General features: G+C 70.0%; 13 protein-coding genes. 7 read left to right on the top strand and 6 right to left on the bottom strand.

The genetic code is table 11. The features are described 5' to 3' along the window. The first annotated feature begins 23 nt into the window (after positions 1–23). On the top strand, positions 24–809 hold the full coding sequence (locus tag WFQ05_RS18355) for a dienelactone hydrolase family protein (protein ID WP_337054863.1): 786 nt from the start codon (positions 24–26) through the stop codon (positions 807–809). An 83-nt stretch (positions 810–892) separates the two neighbouring features. On the opposite strand, the gene WFQ05_RS18350 is transcribed toward WFQ05_RS18355, so the two are convergent. Both WFQ05_RS18350 and WFQ05_RS18345 read right to left on the bottom strand, forming a co-directional pair. Next, positions 893–1,147: a helix-hairpin-helix domain-containing protein gene (locus WFQ05_RS18350; RefSeq protein ID WP_337054849.1), complete on the bottom strand. Its 255-nt coding sequence runs from the start codon at positions 1,145–1,147 to the stop codon at positions 893–895. Positions 1,148–1,263: 116 nt separating this feature from the next. Beyond that, positions 1,264–2,265, bottom strand: a complete 1,002-nt coding sequence (locus WFQ05_RS18345; protein ID WP_130531794.1) for a polyprenyl synthetase family protein — start codon at positions 2,263–2,265, stop codon at positions 1,264–1,266. 170 nt (positions 2,266–2,435) lie between these two features. Here WFQ05_RS18345 and WFQ05_RS18340 point away from each other — a divergent pair, with 170 nt between their 5' ends. Continuing rightward, positions 2,436–2,993: a single-stranded DNA-binding protein gene (locus WFQ05_RS18340; RefSeq protein ID WP_337054848.1), complete on the top strand. Its 558-nt coding sequence runs from the start codon at positions 2,436–2,438 to the stop codon at positions 2,991–2,993. A 262-nt stretch (positions 2,994–3,255) separates the two neighbouring features. On the opposite strand, the gene WFQ05_RS18335 is transcribed toward WFQ05_RS18340, so the two are convergent. Further along, positions 3,256–5,019 (bottom strand): oligopeptide:H+ symporter, encoded by a 1,764-nt coding sequence (locus WFQ05_RS18335; protein ID WP_337054847.1) that lies wholly within the window; start codon positions 5,017–5,019, stop codon positions 3,256–3,258. Positions 5,020–5,171: 152 nt separating this feature from the next. On the opposite strand from WFQ05_RS18335, the gene WFQ05_RS18330 reads away from it, so the two are divergent. The 4 genes from WFQ05_RS18330 (at position 5,172) to WFQ05_RS18315 (ending at position 11,983) form a co-directional block, all read left to right on the top strand. Continuing rightward, positions 5,172–7,142: an oligopeptide transporter, OPT family gene (locus tag WFQ05_RS18330; protein WP_337054846.1), complete on the top strand. Its 1,971-nt coding sequence runs from the start codon at positions 5,172–5,174 to the stop codon at positions 7,140–7,142. Between the two features lie 244 nt (positions 7,143–7,386). Next, positions 7,387–9,453, top strand: a complete 2,067-nt coding sequence (locus WFQ05_RS18325; protein WP_337054845.1) for a S9 family peptidase — start codon at positions 7,387–7,389, stop codon at positions 9,451–9,453. Between the two features lie 114 nt (positions 9,454–9,567). Beyond that, positions 9,568–10,542 (top strand): hypothetical protein, encoded by a 975-nt coding sequence (locus WFQ05_RS18320; RefSeq protein WP_337054844.1) that lies wholly within the window; start codon positions 9,568–9,570, stop codon positions 10,540–10,542. 196 nt (positions 10,543–10,738) lie between these two features. Next, positions 10,739–11,983, top strand: a complete 1,245-nt coding sequence (locus WFQ05_RS18315) for a serine hydrolase domain-containing protein (RefSeq protein WP_337054843.1) — start codon at positions 10,739–10,741, stop codon at positions 11,981–11,983. A 105-nt stretch (positions 11,984–12,088) separates the two neighbouring features. Here WFQ05_RS18315 and WFQ05_RS18310 read toward each other — a convergent pair whose 3' ends face one another. The 3 genes from WFQ05_RS18310 to WFQ05_RS18300 all read right to left on the bottom strand — a co-directional run bounded on the left by WFQ05_RS18310 (position 12,089) and on the right by WFQ05_RS18300 (position 15,267). Continuing rightward, positions 12,089–13,273, bottom strand: a complete 1,185-nt coding sequence (locus tag WFQ05_RS18310; RefSeq protein WP_337054842.1) for an XVIPCD domain-containing protein — start codon at positions 13,271–13,273, stop codon at positions 12,089–12,091. 68 nt (positions 13,274–13,341) lie between these two features. Then, on the bottom strand, positions 13,342–14,100 hold the full coding sequence (locus WFQ05_RS18305) for an ankyrin repeat domain-containing protein (protein ID WP_131659404.1): 759 nt from the start codon (positions 14,098–14,100) through the stop codon (positions 13,342–13,344). A gap of 252 nt (positions 14,101–14,352) precedes the next feature. After that, positions 14,353–15,267 carry a LysR family transcriptional regulator gene (locus WFQ05_RS18300; protein ID WP_337054840.1) on the bottom strand — a complete coding sequence of 305 codons (915 nt, stop codon included), beginning with the start codon at positions 15,265–15,267 and terminating at the stop codon, positions 14,353–14,355. Between the two features lie 112 nt (positions 15,268–15,379). Between WFQ05_RS18300 and WFQ05_RS18295 the strand changes: the two genes are divergently transcribed. Beyond that, positions 15,380–16,141 carry an SDR family oxidoreductase gene (locus WFQ05_RS18295; protein WP_337054838.1) on the top strand — a complete coding sequence of 254 codons (762 nt, stop codon included), beginning with the start codon at positions 15,380–15,382 and terminating at the stop codon, positions 16,139–16,141. Positions 16,142–16,399: the final 258 nt, after the last annotated feature.

The raw sequence follows: 16,399 nt of genomic DNA, 5'->3' as shown, positions 1-16,399 counted from the left end.
AGGACATGGGCAGATTCTCGGCAATGCTGCTGGTCGCCACGACGCTGCTGGCGGCCGCGCTGCCGGCGGCGGCCAAGGAGGTGGCCAAGCCGGTGCAGTGGAAGGTCGGCGATCAGGCGTTCTCCGGCGTGCTGGTCTACGACGACGCTGGCAAGGCCAAGCGTCCGGGCCTGGTGATGGTGCCGGACTGGATGGGCGTGACCGATGCGGCGGTCGATCGGGCCCGTGAAGTGGCCGGCGACGACTATGTGGTGCTGGTGGCCGATGTCTACGGCACCGGCGTGCGGCCGAAGAACGCCGAGGAGGCGGGCAAGCTGGCGGGTGGCCTCAAGGGCGATCGGCCGGCGCTGCGCGCCCGTGTGCGCAAGGCGGTGGAGGTGCTCAAGGCGCAGGCCGGCGCCGCGCCGCTGGATGTGGCGCGGATCGGCGCCTTCGGTTTCTGCTTCGGCGGCACCACGGTGCTGGAACTGGTGCGCGGCGGCGATGCGCTGGCCGGCGTGGTCACCTTCCATGGCGGACTGGAGCCGGGCAGCACGCCGGCCAAGCCGGGTTCGGCGAAGACGCCGGTGCTGGTGCTCAACGGGGCGGACGACCGCGGCGTGTCGGCCCAGAGCATCGCCGACTTCCGCAAGGAGATGGACGCGGCCGGCGCGGACTGGCAGTTCGTCGATTTCAGCGGCGCGGTGCACTGCTTCGCCATCCCCGGCGCGAACAGCCCGCCCGGCTGCGTCTACAACGCGCGCGCGGCCAAGCGCGCCTATCGGATGGCGCAGGACTTCTTCGAGGAAGTGTTCGGCAAGCAGAAGTGAGCGAAGAGGGCTGAGGAATGAGTGAGAGCGGGTGCGCCGCAGCCTTTACTCACTCCTCGCTTTCAGTCTGATATATGGGCGGATCATGAGACGCAGTGGCGCCTGGCGGCCTCGATTGCGCCGGCCATCGCCTCCCGCGCCTGTGGGCTGTTGCGCCAGCAGGTGCTGCCCAGCATGGCCGAAGCCTGCTGGGTCAGCGCCACCGCATCGGCCTGGGCCAGTTGATCGAGCGAGCGAAATCCCAACTGTTCCAAGCGCGCGACCACGGTCGGGCCAACGCCCTTGACCGCCAGCAGTACGGCGCGATCGGGTTCGGAAAATCCTTGGGCTTCGCTCATTGCTCGGTGCTCGCGGGAATGCCGCTCATGGCGCGCGATGGAGGCATGTGGAGAGGAATGAGGCGGGAACGGTCGGTATCTTGCGCGCTCAGGACTTTCTCATTCTCGCGTCCGTTTCAGTGGCGGCGCTCGACCGCGTAACGCGCCAGGCCGCGAAGGGCGGCGACGGCGTCGTTTTCCGGAAGGCCTTCCAGCGCGGCCTCGGCGGCGCTGGCGTATTCGGTGGCGCGGCGCTGGCTGTAGGCGATGCCGCCGGTGGCGTGGATCGCGGCCAGCACTTCGGGCATGGCGTCGGTCTGGCCGTCGGCCACGATCTGGCGCAGGCGCGACTGGGTGGTCGCGTCGGAATGGGCGATGGCGTGGATCAGCGGCAGCGTGGCCTTGCCCTCGGCCAGGTCGTCGCCCAGGTTCTTGCCCAGATCGCTTGCGTCGGCGGTGTAGTCCAGCACGTCGTCGGCGATCTGGAAGGCGTAGCCCAGCTGCATGCCGTAGTCGTACAGGCGCTGCTGCAGGGCGGCGTCGGCGCCGGAGGCCAGCGCGCCCAACTGGGTGCCGGCAGCGAACAGCACCGCGGTCTTGCGCTCGATCACGCGCAGGTAGGCGGCCTCGTCGGTGTCGGGGTTGTGCACGTGCAGCAGCTGCAGCACCTCGCCCTCGGCGATGCGGTTGGTGGTGTCGGCCAGGATGCGCATCACGGCCATGCGGTCCAGTTCGACCATCAGCTGGAAGCTGCGCGAGTACAGGAAGTCCCCGACCAGCACGCTGGGCGCGTTGCCCCATAGCGCATTGGCGGTGCTGCGGCCGCGGCGCAGGTCCGATTCGTCCACCACGTCGTCGTGCAGCAGGGTCGAGGTGTGGATGAACTCGATGATCGCCGCCAGCTGGTGGTGTTCCGGGCCGGCGTCCACGCCGCAGGCGCGGCCGGCCAGGGCGACCAGCATCGGCCGCAGGCGCTTGCCGCCGGCGGAGATGATGTGGTCGGCGATCTGGTTGATCAGCACCACGTCCGAGGCCAGGCGACGGCGGATGAGGGCGTCGATGGCCGCCATGTCCGCCGCGGCGAGGGACTGGATCTGCGGCAGCGCCAGGGCGGCGGAGGGGAGCTGAACGGCGGACATGCGGCCTGGGAGTTCCAAGGAGAACGGCGATTATAGGTGGGCCGGGGTGAGTTCCGGTCGGCGATGTCCTATACGCCGGCGGGGGGTTTTCCGGTAGACCGGACGGGCCGGCTATAATCCACTGTCCGCAGCCCGCATTCGGCGGGCGCTTCGCAACCGGACGAATCCTCATGGCACGCGGCATCAACAAGGTCATCCTGGTGGGCAACCTGGGCAACGACCCGGACACCAAGTACACGCAGGGCGGCATGGCCGTCACCCGGATCAGCCTGGCGACCACCAGCGTGCGCAATGACCGTGAAGGCAACAAGCAGGAACGCACCGAGTGGCACCGCGTGGTGTTCTTCGGCAAGCTCGGCGAGATCGCCGGCGAGTACCTGCGCAAGGGCTCACAGGTCTACGTCGAAGGCGAGATCCGCTACGACAAGTACACCGGCCAGGATGGCGTGGAGAAGTACACCACCGACATCGTCGCCAACGAGATGCAGATGCTCGGCGGCCGCGGCGAGGGCGGCGGTGGCATGGGCGGCGGCGACCGTCCGCAGCGCGCGCCGCGCCAGGAGTACGGCGGCGGTGGCAGCGGTGGTCAGCGCGGCGGCGGCGACAACTACGGTGGTGGTGGCGGTGGTGGTGGATACGGCGGCGGCCAGCAGCAGCCGCGTCGCCAGGCCCCGGCCCAGCAGCCGGCGCCGATGGATGACTTCGCCGACGACGACATTCCGTTCTGAGCCGACGGCATTGGTGTCGACTGGAAAGCCCCGCATCGCGGGGCTTTTCCTTTGCTGTTCTGGCGATCGATGCGGTACGGCACGCGGATTGCTCCTGCTGGAGAAGCCGTGCCTGGCCCGGTCGAGGCGCTGCGGCGTAGTGCTGCCCTGGCGTCCCACGCGGCTCGGCAGGTTCATGCGCCCACGTTTCGGCGAAGAAATCGAAAGACCCCGCTTGCTGCGGGGCTCCTTCCCTTCATGGAGCGCTTGCCGCCGGCCGCCTTCAGCGATGCGGCCGCATCATCCACTTGAGCAGCGGGGCGGCGACCAGCGCGATCACGCCGCAGCCCAGGCCGATCCACATCATCAGCCAGAACAGGTGCGCGTAGCGGGCCGAGGCCTCGACCAAGTCCATCGTCTGGCCCTGGGGCACGTCGATGGAGGCGAGCTTGCCGAACATGGCCGCCAGCATTTCCGAGAACGCGGTGGCCAGGAACCAGGTGCCCATCATCAGGCTGACCACGCGCGGCACGGCCAGCTGGGTGACCGCCGACAGGCCGACGGGGGAGAGGCACATCTCGCCCAGCTCCAGCACGAAGTAGGCCGCCACGATCCACCACACGCTGGCCATCTGCCCGGTGCTGCCCACGTGCTGCGCGGCCAGCGCCAGGGGGATGAACGAGGCGCCGGCCAGCAGCAGGCCCCAGGCCGACTTCACCGGCTTGGACGGGTCCAGTCCGCGCCGGTCCAGCCAGGCCCACAGCGCGGCGAAGATCGGCGCCAGCAGGACGAGGAACAGGGCGCCGAGGTAGGTCAGCGAGCCGGCGGTCTGCGGCAGCACCAGGCAGTCGCGCACCAGCAGTACCACGATGATCGCCGCGGCGATGGCGAACACGGTGCGCGGCGCCTTGGACTGCGGATGCCGGTCCGACAGCGAGGCGGCGGCCACGAACGCGATCGGCGCCAGCAGCAGCGAGACGATCGACCACGGCAGCGGCGTGCCTTCGCGGATCACCAGCGCCGGCACGATGTCCTTGGTCAGCAACCGGTCGTTGAAGGTCACCCACGAGCCGTAGGTCTGCTCGTACAGAGTGAAGAACACCAGGGCCATGAAGATCAGCGCCATCAGCGCCAGCATCTGGCGGCGCTGCTCGGACGTGCACTGGGTGGCCAGGAACCAGGCGAACCACAGCAGCACCCCGCCCAGCACCACCAGCATCAGCAGCTGGGCCAGGGTGACCTCGCCGCCGAGCGCGAACGCGCCGTTGGCGGTGGCCCACATCAGCCAGGCGATCGGCAGCACGCCGACGACGGCCAGCAGATAGATCAGCCATTCGCGCGGCAGGCCGGCCACGCGTTCGCGCAGCGAGGCCGGGTTGGCCGGCTCGGCATGGCCGTGCAGATACTTCTGGCCCCACAGGAACATCGCCAGCCCGGCCAGCATGCCGATGCCGGCCGCGCCGAAGCCGTAGCGCCAGCCGTAGGCCTCGCCCAGATAGCCGCATACCAGCGAGGCGAACAGCGAGCCCAGGTTGATGCCGGCATAGAACAGCGAGAAACCCGAGTCCCGGCGCGGGTCGTCGTCCGCATAGAGCCTGCCGACGATGGTGGAGATGTTGGGCTTGAGGAAGCCCACGCCCATGATGATCAGCGCCAGCGACAGATAGGTGATGCGCAGGCTGCCCTCATCGCGCAGCACCTGGCCGCCGCTGACCGTGGCGGTGTGGCCCTCGAAGGCCATGCCGACGTGGCCGGCCACCAGCAGCAGGCCGCCGAAGATCACCGCCTTGCGCATGCCCAGCCAGCGGTCGGCGAGCAGGCCGCCGATCACCGGGATGCAGTACACCAGCCCGCCGTAGGCGCCCAGCAGGTCGTAGCCGGCGTCGTCGCCGAACAGGTGATGCTTGGTCAGGTACAGCAGCAGCAGCGCCTTCATGCCGTAGAAGGAGAAGCGCTCCCACATCTCGGTGAAGAAGCACACGTACACGCCCTTGGGATGGCCCAGGAAGTCCTCGCGGGCGGGCGGGGCGGCGGAGGTGGCGGACACGGGCGACCTTGCGGCAATGACAGGCGCGCGAGTATGCCAGTGCGCCGCCTGGGCGGGGCCGGCGGCGCCCGACCGTGGCAATCGTCACTTGGCCCGGCTCGCCGGCTTGGAGTAGCGTTGCCGTTTTACGTCTTCCGCAGGGCCCCAAGACCATGCAGCAGCCCGTCGCCGCGCCGCGGCAGCTCACCTTCCGTGCCGTCGTGCTGGCCGTCGTGCTGGCCGTGGTGCTCTCCGCCGCCAATGCCTACCTGGGCCTGTTCGCCGGCCTGACCATCGCCACGGCCATCCCCGCGGCCGTGGTCTCGATGGGCGTGCTGCGCCTGCTCGGCGGCGGCACGATCCTGGAGAACAACATCGTCCAGACCGGCGCCTCGGCCGGTTCGTCGATCGCCGCCGGCGTCATCTTCACCATCCCCGCGCTGGTGATCATGGGCTACTGGCCGGACTTCAAGTACTGGTGGGTGCTGGGCATCGCCGGCCTGGGCGGCCTGCTGGGCGTGCTGTTCTCGGTGCCGCTGCGCCGCTCGATGATCGTCGAGGAGCCGCTGCCCTTCCCCGAGGGCAAGGCCGCGGCCGAGGTGCTCAAGGCCGGCGAGAACCCGGGCCCGGGCCTGAAGATCCTGGCCGTGTCCGCGGCCATCGGCGCGCTGGTGAAGCTGGCCGCGGCCAGCGGCCTGCGGCTGATCCCCGACACCTGGACCCAGTCGACCTACCTGGGCAGTGCCCGGGTCACCGCCTTCATCGGCACCAACCTGTCGCCGGCGCTGCTGGGCGTGGGCTACATCGTCGGCCTGAACGTGGGCATCGTGGTGGTGTCCGGCTCGATCCTGTCCTGGCACATCGCCATCCCGCTGTATCAGGCCTTCTTCGCCGGCTCCGATCCGGCGCTGGCGGCCAAGATCGCCGCGGCCTCCTCGGCCGACGCCGCCTATGCCATCTGGAGCGCCAAGATCCGCTATCTGGGCGTGGGCGCGATGCTGATCGGCGGCATCTGGACGCTGTTCTCGCTGCGCAAGTCGCTGCTGGGCGGGATCAAGTCCGGCTTCGCCGCCGCGCGCAAGGGCAGCGGCGGCGTGGCCCTGGCCGAGACCGAGCGCGATCTGCCGATGAAGTGGATGCTGGTGGCGCTGGTGGTGTTCACCCTGCCGCTGCTGGGGCTGTACCAGGCCATCGTCGGCGCGTGGCACGTGTCGATCCCGATGGCGATCATCATGGTCGTGGCCGGCTTCCTGTTCGTCTCGGTATCCGGCTATCTGGCCGGGCTGATCGGGTCGTCCAACAATCCGGTCTCGGGCATCACCATCTCCACCATCCTGTTCGCCTCGGCGGTACTGGCCCTGCTGATGGGCTCCAGCGGCCTGACCCCGGTCGGCACGGGCGGCGCGCCGCTGGGCGCGGTGGCCGCGATCATGATCGGCGCGGTGGTGTGCTGCGCCGCGGCGGTCGGCGGCGACAACCTGCAGGACCTCAAGGCCGGCTATCTGGTCGGCGCCACGCCGTGGAAGCAGCAGCTGATGCTGGGTATCGGCGCGTTCTCCTGTGCGCTGATCATGGCGCCGGTGCTGAGCCTGCTCTCGCAGGCCTACGGCATCGGCGCGCCCACGCCCGAGCATCCCAACGCACTGGCCGCGCCGCAGGCCAACCTGATGGCCTCGGTCGCGCGCGGGCTGTTCGGCGGCCAGCTGCCGTGGACCTTCATCGCGCTCGGTGCGGTGGTCGGCGCGCTGGTGATCGCCATCGACGAATGGCTTAAGAAGACCGGCAAGCGCTTCCGCGTGCCGGTGCTGGCAGCGGCCATCGGCATCTACCTGCCGCTGGAGCTGATGGTGCCGATCTTCCTCGGTGGCCTGATCGCGCACCTGGTCGAGCGCTTCCACAAGGTGCGCGCCGACGATGAGGACGGGCGCGACCGCGTGCATCGCCCCGGCGTGTTGTTCGCCGCCGGCCTGATCACCGGCGAGGCGCTGATGGGCATCGCCATCGCGGTGCCGATCGTGCTCAGCAGCCGCGCCGACGTGCTGTCGGTCGGCCTGGACCTGGGCCAGTGGATCGGCCTGGCGGTGCTGGCGCTGGTCGGCTGGCTGCTGTATCGCACCGGCAAGAAGGGCGAGCAGGCGGCCTGAGCCATCCCGCTTCCGTGGGAGCAACAGTCTCCTCAAATCGCAGCGGCCTGCCTGTAGAGCGGAGCTTGCTCCGCTGCTTTTCGGCCGGATCATGGGGAAGCCCCAGCGGAGCAAGCTCCGCTCTACAGGTGGGAGCCGCCATGGTGGCTCCCACACACCACACCACCATCGCGCTTCGGCTTTGCGCCGCCGTGCCGCGGCGGCCTACCATCGGCCACTTTTTGAAGTTTTTGGAGTTCGCGCAATGACGCTTCGTCCCGCCTTGCTGTCCCTGGCCCTGATCGCCGCGCTGCCGGCCGCCGCCGCCGAGCGCGGCTTCGATGTGCACGACCTGGTCAAGCTGGATCGCGTGTCCTCGCCCACGCTCTCGCCCGATGGCGGGCGGGTGGTGTTCGCCAAGCGCGTGATGAATGCCGAGGCGACCAAGGCCAGCACCGCGCTGTACCAGCGCGACCTGCGCACGCGCGACCTGCGTCCGCCGACGCAGATCACGCCCGAAGGCTGGAACGTCAACTCGCCGGCGTTCTCGCCCGATGGCCAGACGCTGTACTTCCTGAGCGCCAAGTCCGGCAGCCAGCAGCTGTACGCCATCCCGGCCACCGGCGGTGAGCCGCGCCAGCTGACCGACTTCGCCGTGGACGTGGACGGCTACAAGCTCTCGCCCACCGGCGATCGCATCGTCTTCAGCGCTGGGGTCTTCCAGGACTGCGGCTCTGACCTGGCCTGCACCAAGGGCAAGCTCGAGGCGGCGGCCAAGTCCAAGGCGACCGGCAAGGTGTTCGACCAGCTGTTCGTGCGCCACTGGGACACCTGGAACGACGGTCGCCGCAACACCTTGTTCGTCGCGCCGCTGCCGGCGGCCGGCGCCAAGCCGGTGGTCGGGGCCTCGGCGATCAGCGCGACCATCGCCGGCGATGCGCCGTCCAAGCCGTTCGGCGGCATGGACGATATCGCCTGGTCGCCGGACGGCCGCTCGGTGGTGGCCAGCATCCGCGTGGCCGGGCGCGAGGAGCCGTGGTCGACCAACTTCGATCTCTACCAGCTCGACGCCTCCGGCCGCGCCGCGCCGAAGAACCTGACGGTGGCCAACAAGGCCTGGGACGCCGGCCCGGTGTTCAGCGCCGACGGCAAGACCCTGTACTACCGCGCGATGAAGCGCCCGGGCTTCGAGGCCGACCGTTTCGGCCTGATGGCGATGGACGTGAAGTCCGGCAAGACCCGTGAGATCGCCGCGGACTGGGATCGCTCTGCCGGCGAGATCGTGCTGACCGCCGATGGCAAGTCGATCTACACCAGCGCCGACGACCTGGGCCAGCACCCGCTGTTCAAGGTCGACATCGCCAGCGGACGCGTGAGCCAGCTGGTGGGCGAGGGCAGCGTCGGTTCGGCCAGCGTGGCCGGCCCCACGCTGGCCTTCACCCGCAACTCGCTCAAGAGCGGCGACCAGATCTTCGTGGCCGATCTGGAAGGCCAGAACCCCCGCGCGATTACCCCCAGCGCCAGCGAGGTGCTGCCGGAGGTGAAGTTCGGCGACTACGAGCAGTTCACCTTCAAGGGCTGGAACAACGACACCGTGCACGGCTACGTGGTCAAGCCGTGGAACTACCAGGAGGGCAAGCAGTATCCGGTGGCCTTCCTGATCCATGGCGGCCCGCAGGGCAGCTTCGGCAACGGCTGGAGCTATCGCTGGAATCCGCAGACCTACGCCGGCCAGGGCTATGCGGTGGTCATGATCGACTTCCACGGCTCCACCGGCTACGGCCAGGCCTTCACCGACGCGATCAGCCAGCATTGGGGCGATCGCCCGCTGGAGGACCTGCAGAAGGGCTGGGCCGCCGCGCAGCAGCAGTACGCCTTCCTCAACGGCGACAAGGCCTGCGCGCTGGGCGCCAGCTACGGCGGCTACATGACCTACTGGATCGCCGGCACCTGGAACCAGCCCTGGAAGTGCCTGGTCGACCACGACGGCGTGTTCGACAACCGCATGATGGGCTACAGCACCGAGGAGCTGTGGTTCTCCGAGTGGGAGAACGGCGGCACGCCGTGGGACAACCCGGAGAAGTACGAGAAGTTCAACCCGATCAACCACGTCGCCAACTGGCGCGTGCCGATCCTGGTGATCCACGGCCAGCAGGACTTCCGCATCCCGGTCGAGCAGGGCCTGGCGGCGTTCACCGCGGCCCAGCGTCGCGGCATCGAGTCCAAGTTCCTGTATTTCCCCGACGAGAACCACTGGGTGCTCAAGCCGCAGAACTCGATCCTGTGGCACGACACCGTCAACGCCTGGCTCAAGCAGCACATCGGCGAGTAAAGTCGACGCATGCGCAGTCGGAAAGGCCGCACGCCGTCTGCGCATGCGGCCTTTTCCTTGCAGGCACCATCAGCCGCGGCATCCCTCACGAACCTGCCCCCGCAGGAGTTGTCCATGCCCACCGCAACGCATCGGTTCACCGTGGCCTTCGCCGGCCTCGAGCCGCTGCCCGCCACGCGCCTGAAGGTCGCCAGCGCCCTGCTGCTGGCCGACCTGCTCGACATCAGGCTGGTGCCCTGGACGGGCGCGCAGGTCGATCTGCTGGTGGCCGACGGCGGCGCGCCCGAGGGCGTCCAGGCGATCCGTGCGGCGTGGGCCGCGCGCCTGCCGGTGCTGACCTTCTCGCGTGAGGCCAGCGGCCGCCAGGGCGAGAGCGAGCTGCGCCCGGACGCCTCGGTGCGGCGCATCGCCGAGGCGCTCAAGGCCGGCCTGGCGGCCGGGCATGCGGGCCAGCCGGGCGTCAATTTGCGCTCGCTGCGCCTGATCGACTGCCTGCGCCTGGACCGGCGCGACCCGGGCGCGCGGCGGCTGCTGATGGAGCTGGGCCTGTTCCGTGTGGTGATCGATCCGGCGCGCGGCCAGCTGCACATGCTGCGGCGCATGCCGCTGGACGAGCTGCTCGACCACGTCGAAGACCCGCGCTGGCAGTCCACGGTGCTGGACGAGGCCGACTGGCAGCGCCTCTACCGCGACGATGTCACCACCAGCCACGCCATCGCCCCGCTGTGGTGGCGTCTGGCGGTGCGTCCGACGCTGGCCCTGCCGGTGCTGCCGCCGGCGCGCCTGCAGCTGGCCGCCTGGCCCACGCTGGATCTGGCCAACACGCCGCCGGACTGGCTCGCGGTGCTGGCCCGGCTGCGCGACGAGGACTACACCCTGGCCGAGCTGGTGATCCAGACCGGCGTGGCGCCGCACACCGTGCGGCGGGTGATGTCGGTCGTGCAGTTGAGCGGCCTGGCCTTGATGGATGTACAGCAGGGGCCGGCCACCCGTGCCCGCCGCGGCAATGTCGAGGCGCGCCAGCCGCGTGCGCTGCTGCGCCTGGTCCGCCGGCTGGGCAGGCGCCTGCTGGGACGCGGGCAGGCCTGAGCGGGCGAGGCGGGTTCGCTTCTCCTGGGGGACTCGTGTTCCGAGGCAGCCGCTGTTGGGGCCAGGCCAGGTGTCGGCCCGCGCCAGGTCCGCCGCGCCGCGTGACTTGCGGCATGGGCGCGCGGGCTGCGGTGCGCGCTAGCGTGGGGGGTGCACGCGGTGATTCCCGTTCGCCGCCGTCCGCGGAGGATGCGACATGAAGTCCGTCATCGGCTGTCTGCTGTGCACCACCCTGTGCCTCGCCGTCGCGCCCGCGTTCGCCCGCGCCCTGCCCAAGCCCGCGCAGATCGACGCGCAGGTCGCCACGCTGATGCAGCGCACCGGCGCCCAGGGCCTGGCCATCGCTATCATCGACCGCGGTCAGCCGGTCTATGTGCAGGCCTATGGCAAGCGCAACGCGCAGGGCGACCCGCTCACCGTCGCCCAGGGCCTGGCCATCGCTATCATCGACCGCGGTCAGCCGGTCTATGTGCAGGCCTATGGCAAGCGCAACGCGCAGGGCGACCCGCTCACCGTCGACACGGTGATGTACGGCGCCTCGCTCACCAAGACGGTGTTCGCCTATACCGTGATGCGATGGGTGGGGCAGGAGCGCATCGCGCTGGATACCTCCATCGCCGACGACCTGCCGCAGCCGCTGCCGCAGTACACCGGCGAGGACCTGGTGACCCGCTATACCGACTGGAGCGCGCTGGACGAGCGCTGGCGCAAGCTCACGCCGCGTATCCTGCTGCAGCATGCCAGCGGATTCGCCAACTTCGGTTTCCTGGAGCCGGACGAGAAGCTGCATTTCCACTTCGATCCCGGCACGCGCTACGCCTATTCCGGCGACGGCCTGGCGACGCTGCAGTTCGTGCTCGAGCAGGGCCGCGGCCTGGATGTGGGACAGGGCACCGATGCGGTGTTCGCCGAGCTGGGCATGACGCGCACCGCGTTGAAATGGCGGCCGGACTTCGCCGGCAACCTGGCCGACGGCTGGGACGCGAACGGCAAGCCCGCGCCGCACGACGACCGCTCGCGGGTGCGCGCGGCCGGCTCGATGGACACCACCATCCGCGATCTGGCCAAGTTCGCCGCCGCGCTGGTGGCCGGCCGCGGCATCGGCGCGCGCGAGCAGGCCGAGATGCTGCGCCCGCAGCGGCCGATCACCACCCGCAGCCAGTTCCCCACGCTGCAGCCGGAGCTGCCGCCGGCGCAGCGACGCAAGGATCTTTCCGCCGGGCTGGGCGTGGTGACGTTCGAAGGGCCGCAGGGTCCGGGCTTCTTCAAGGGCGGGCACAACGACACTACCGGCAACACGCTGGTCTGCCTGCGGCGGCAGCAGCGCTGCGTGCTGGTGCTGGGCAACGATGTGCGCGCGGAGAAGGGCTTCGCCGAGCTGGTGGAGTTCGTGCTCGGCAAGACCGGCGTGCCCTACGACTGGGAGTACGGAACGTCCTGAGCGTCGCTGCGAGCGGCGGCTTCAAGGCAAGGATTTACGTCGTCTCATCGCCGCGGCAGCGGCGAGGGATGTGGACCCGGCAACGATCGTCGCCGCGAGCGCTCCTCAGGCCTGCAGTGCGCGCCGGTGCGGTTCGTGCTGCGCCGCCAGCTGCGGGGATTCCTGCTGGCGCAGCTGCGCGGCGCTGTCGCGTGCCGGTTCGGCGCTGGCCTGTGCCAGGTCCACCGCGCTGCGCCGTTGCGTCGGATCGGCCAGTCCGCCCTGGACCGCGAACACCGCCTCGCCCTGCCGCCCGGGCAGCACGTGGTCGATGCGCTGCAGGCCTTCGCGGCGGGCGTCGGCCGCCAGGCTGGCGGCGGTGTTGAGGAAGGTCTCGTCGTCCTGCAGCCCCAGGCGCTGACGCTGCGGCGCCAGGCCGCGCACCGCGTCGTCCAGCAGGCGGTTGGCGGTGGGCGCACTCGCGCCCTCGGCGGTGCTGGCGCGCGCGCCGAGGCCGGCTTGGTCCTGCGCCTGCATGACTGCGTCGATGTAGTGCAGATCCAACCGGTGCATGAGCATCCTGCCGGGGACCAGCCGCTCGAACACGCCCAGCGGCTCCGGATCGGGCAGGGTGATGCGGTGCCCCGGCGCGTCGGGCATGGCGTACTTGAGCGGGAAGCTGTCCTCCTGCAGATAGGTCAGCAGCTCGTTCTTGACGGCGTAGCTGCGGATCAGGCCTTCGGCCGCGTAGGCCTTGGCCTCCTTGGGATCCAGCCCTGCGCGCTCCAAGGTCTTGTTGTGCACGCCCGAGGCGTTGAAGGTCACCGCGAGCGTATCGGACGCCAGCGCCGCGGCCGCTGCAAGCCCGCCGCCCAGCGAATGCCCGGTGAGGATGAGGTCGTCGCCCAGCATGACCTTGGCCTTCTTTGCCAATTCGATCGACTGCCGGTACTGCGGGTCGTCGAAGCCCAGGCCCTGGCCGACGTTGTGCTTCCAGTCCTTGCCCTCGTCGGTGCCCGCGAAGGCCAGGACCACGTGGCCCTGTGGATCGCGGTAGAACGAGGCGTCGAAGCCGCTCTTGGCGTTGTGCTGCAAGGCGGGGTCGATGCCCAGCGCGCGAAGATCGTCGTCGCCCATCCGCGCCCAGCCTCCGGGAAGTGTCGGCGCCGGCCCCGACACGCCGCGGCGCAGATCGGCCACGGCATAGTTGTCCTGGAGCAGGGTGGACAGGTCGCGGTCGATCAGCCGCGGCTGCATGCCCGACACCTGGGCCGCGAATCCATCGTTCTGCGGTGTGTTGCGATCATCCATTCGCCAATCCTTGCGTCTTGGTCGGGCCCACGGCCCGCGTCATCGGCGACGGGCCGCCGCCGACCGGTCTACTCGCGGGCGACCCCGTGCTGGGTCAGCCAGGCTTCGACGGCCGCGCGCTCCTGCTTGCCCTGCGCGTTGAGCAGCCGCTCCCGGGTCATGAAGAAGTAGCGCTGGAAGGTCACGCCCTGCGCGTTGACCGCGCGCGGGTCGACGCCGGCCTCGAGCAGGCGCAGCAGCGCCTTGCCGTTGTTCGCCGAGGCCGCTTCGTGCAGCAATGTGTTGCCCATGCTGTCCTTGCGATTCAGATCCACCCCGGCCTCGATCAGCATCTCCAGCTGCGGGGCGCGGCCGGACTGCACCGCGGAGAACACCGGCGTGCGGCCGCCGCGCGGGCTGACGATGTCCACCGGCGCCTTGTGCGCGATCAGCACGCGCAGGTACTCGGGCGGCTCGACCATGGCGGCCATGTGGGCGACGGTCTCCTGGTCCATGCCCAGCAGGCGCGCGTCGGCGCCGGACTCGAGCAGCGCCGCCAGCGCCTCGGGCTGTTCGGTCCAGATGGCCCATTCGAGCAGGGTGACGTTGTCCTCGCCGTGTGCGGCCAGGTCGGTCGAGCCGGCAAGCGCGCGGATGCGGGCGATGTCGCCGTGCTGGATGGCCTGGGCCATCGGCACGATCGCCGGATCGTGGAAGGGGATGCGGGAGCTGTCCTTCATCGTTGCTGACATGCCGGTCTTCTCCTTTGCGCCGACCGGTCCGGCGGCGCATGAAGCCATGAGCAAGGAAGTCGCGAGGGCCGCTAGGGCCGGGACGTGCCTGCGCATTGCGGGGTTCCTTTCCGTCTGCGGGTGCGTCGGCCCGCCCTCGTGCCGGGCCGCGTCCCGATACTAGCAAAGCGTTGCGTCACCCAGACAAGCATCGCGACCGTGCATCCGTCACGGCATCGAGAGACAGGGCGGGGCTTCAAGGCCTCTCTGGCCTGGCACGGGCAACGTCGCGGCGGTCTGCCGTGGCCGCGCTGCCGAACAGACGGCAATGACGCCTGCGCGCCGCCAGGGCGGGGGCCGTGCCTCGTATCAGCCGCGGGGCAGCGGCGCCAGATGCGGCGTCAGCAGGCCGGCCAGCCAGTCCATGAAGACCCGCACGCGTCGCGGCAGATGTCTGCGCTGGGCGTAGAGCAGGGTCAGCGGCATCGGTTCGGCCACCAGCTGCGGCACCACTTCGACCAGCTCGCCGCGTGCCAGTGCGTCGCGCACGCTCAGCAGCGGCACCTGGATGATGCCCAGACCGGCCAGCGCGGCGACGTGGTAGGCCTCCACGTTGTTGACCGTGACCGCGCCGCCCATCGGCAGCAGGCGGTAGGCCTCGCCGTCGAAGTACTCGAAGCCCGACGGGCGCTGGCCGAGCACGCTGGCGTAGTGCACCAGCTCGTGCGTGGCCAGGTCCTCCAGCACGTGCGGCGTGCCGCGACGGGCGAGGTAGGCGGGGCTGGCGCAGTTGACGATGTGCATCACGCCCAGCGGCCGCGCGACCAGGGCGCTGTCCTGCGGGGTGCCGCCGCGCAGCACGCAGTCGAAGCCCTCGCGGACCACGTCCACCAGCCGGTCGGTGGCGCTGAGCTCGATCTCCAGCTGCGGATGCTCGGCCAGGAACGCCGGAAGCTGCGGCAGCACCAGCAGGCGCGCCATGCCGCTGCTCATGTCCACCCGCAACCGGCCGCGCAGCTGCCGGCCCTCGGTGAGGAACATGCCCTGCAGTTCCTCCAGGTCGGCCAGCACGTCGCGGCTGCGCTGGTAGAACGCGCGGCCATCGGCGGTGGGCTGCACGCGCCGGGTGGTGCGGTGGAGCAGCTGCGTGCCCACGCGCGCCTCCAGCTGCTGCACGGCGGTGGACACGCTGGCCTTGGGCAGGCCCAGCGATTCGGCGGCGCGGGTGAATCCGCCCAGCTCGACCACGCGCTGGAAGGTCCGCAGGGATTGGGCGAACTCCATGATTGTTCACCGATGTTGAACAGTAATGCCATATTCGAGTGATTTATCGACTGCGTCAATCCCAATAAGGTGCGCTGCATCGGCGCACTCCGCGCCTGCCAGGAGCCTTCCCATGAGCACGTCCCCCCGCATCATCCTGATTACCGGCGCCAACCGTGGCCTGGGCCGCAACGGCGCGCTGGCGGTGGCCAAGGCCGGCAGCGATGTGATCCTGACCTACCGCAGCCATGCCGACGAGGCCCAGGCGGTGGTCGCGCAGATCCAGGCGCTGGGCCGCCGCGCCGCCGCGCTGCAGTTCGACGTGGCCGATGCCGCGGCGCTGCCCGGCTTCGTCGAGGCGCTGCGCGCGCAGCTCGGTCAGTGGCAGGCGACGCGGTTGCATGCGCTGGTGAACAACGCGGGCACCGCGCTCTACGCGCCGATCGCCGAGACCACGCCGGCGCAGTTCGAGGAGATGGTCGCCGTGCATCTGCGCGGGCCGTACTTCCTGACCCAGGCGCTGCTGCCGCTGATCGCCGATGGGGGGCGCATCCTCAACGTCTCCAGCGGCCTGGCGCGGTTCGCGCTGCCGGGCAGTTCGGCCTACGCGATGATGAAGGGCGGCATCGAGGTGTTCACCCGGTATCTGGCCAAGGAGCTGGGCGCGCGCGGCATCAGCGTCAATACGCTGGCGCCTGGTGCCATCGAGACGGACTTCGGCGGCGGCCGCGTGCGCGACGATGCGCAGGTCAACGCGATGGTGTCCTCGGTCACCGCGCTCGGCCGCCCGGGCAAGGCCGACGACATCGGCCCGGTCATCGCCATGCTGCTCGACCCGGCCACGCAGTGGATCAACGCCCAGCGCGTGGAGGCCTCGGGCGGCATGCTGGTGTGAGCTTGCGGCACGCCCAGAGGTGCGTGCAAAGGAAGAGTTCTCGCTGAAGTGCGGAGCCGGGAGCGCCACTTCGCAGACCAGCCTCGACCCGGCCGGGCCTGGGCTCCTCGGCTCGGTCCGCCATCCATGGCGGACTCGCCGCCGGGGGCCATCCTAGGGGCCGCTATCCGCGCTCCCGCCCGGGTCGAGGCTTCGCAACGGATGGATCAGTACTTTTTTCGAACCGAAGCCTCAAAACATGACGCTCAAGGCAGCGGT

Origin of the sequence: Pseudoxanthomonas sp. USHLN014 (assembly GCF_037153335.1) — a bacterium.
GTDB classification, from domain to species: domain Bacteria; phylum Pseudomonadota; class Gammaproteobacteria; order Xanthomonadales; family Xanthomonadaceae; genus Pseudoxanthomonas_A; species Pseudoxanthomonas_A winnipegensis.
Note: the sequence above shows the minus strand (reverse complement) of the source record. Positions and strands in the feature narration are given on the sequence as shown.

Coding starts and splice junctions, on each gene's coding strand:
- WFQ05_RS18355 (WP_337054863.1), top strand. CDS start 24: ATGCTGCTGGTCGCCACGACGCTGCTGGCGGCCGCGCTGCCGGCGGCG.
- WFQ05_RS18350 (WP_337054849.1), bottom strand. CDS start 1,147: ATGAGCGAAGCCCAAGGATTTTCCGAACCCGATCGCGCCGTACTGCTG.
- WFQ05_RS18345 (WP_130531794.1), bottom strand. CDS start 2,265: ATGTCCGCCGTTCAGCTCCCCTCCGCCGCCCTGGCGCTGCCGCAGATC.
- WFQ05_RS18340 (WP_337054848.1), top strand. CDS start 2,436: ATGGCACGCGGCATCAACAAGGTCATCCTGGTGGGCAACCTGGGCAAC.
- WFQ05_RS18330 (WP_337054846.1), top strand. CDS start 5,172: ATGCAGCAGCCCGTCGCCGCGCCGCGGCAGCTCACCTTCCGTGCCGTC.
- WFQ05_RS18325 (WP_337054845.1), top strand. CDS start 7,387: ATGACGCTTCGTCCCGCCTTGCTGTCCCTGGCCCTGATCGCCGCGCTG.
- WFQ05_RS18320 (WP_337054844.1), top strand. CDS start 9,568: ATGCCCACCGCAACGCATCGGTTCACCGTGGCCTTCGCCGGCCTCGAG.
- WFQ05_RS18315 (WP_337054843.1), top strand. CDS start 10,739: ATGAAGTCCGTCATCGGCTGTCTGCTGTGCACCACCCTGTGCCTCGCC.
- WFQ05_RS18310 (WP_337054842.1), bottom strand. CDS start 13,273: ATGGATGATCGCAACACACCGCAGAACGATGGATTCGCGGCCCAGGTG.
- WFQ05_RS18305 (WP_131659404.1), bottom strand. CDS start 14,100: ATGCGCAGGCACGTCCCGGCCCTAGCGGCCCTCGCGACTTCCTTGCTC.
- WFQ05_RS18300 (WP_337054840.1), bottom strand. CDS start 15,267: ATGGAGTTCGCCCAATCCCTGCGGACCTTCCAGCGCGTGGTCGAGCTG.
- WFQ05_RS18295 (WP_337054838.1), top strand. CDS start 15,380: ATGAGCACGTCCCCCCGCATCATCCTGATTACCGGCGCCAACCGTGGC.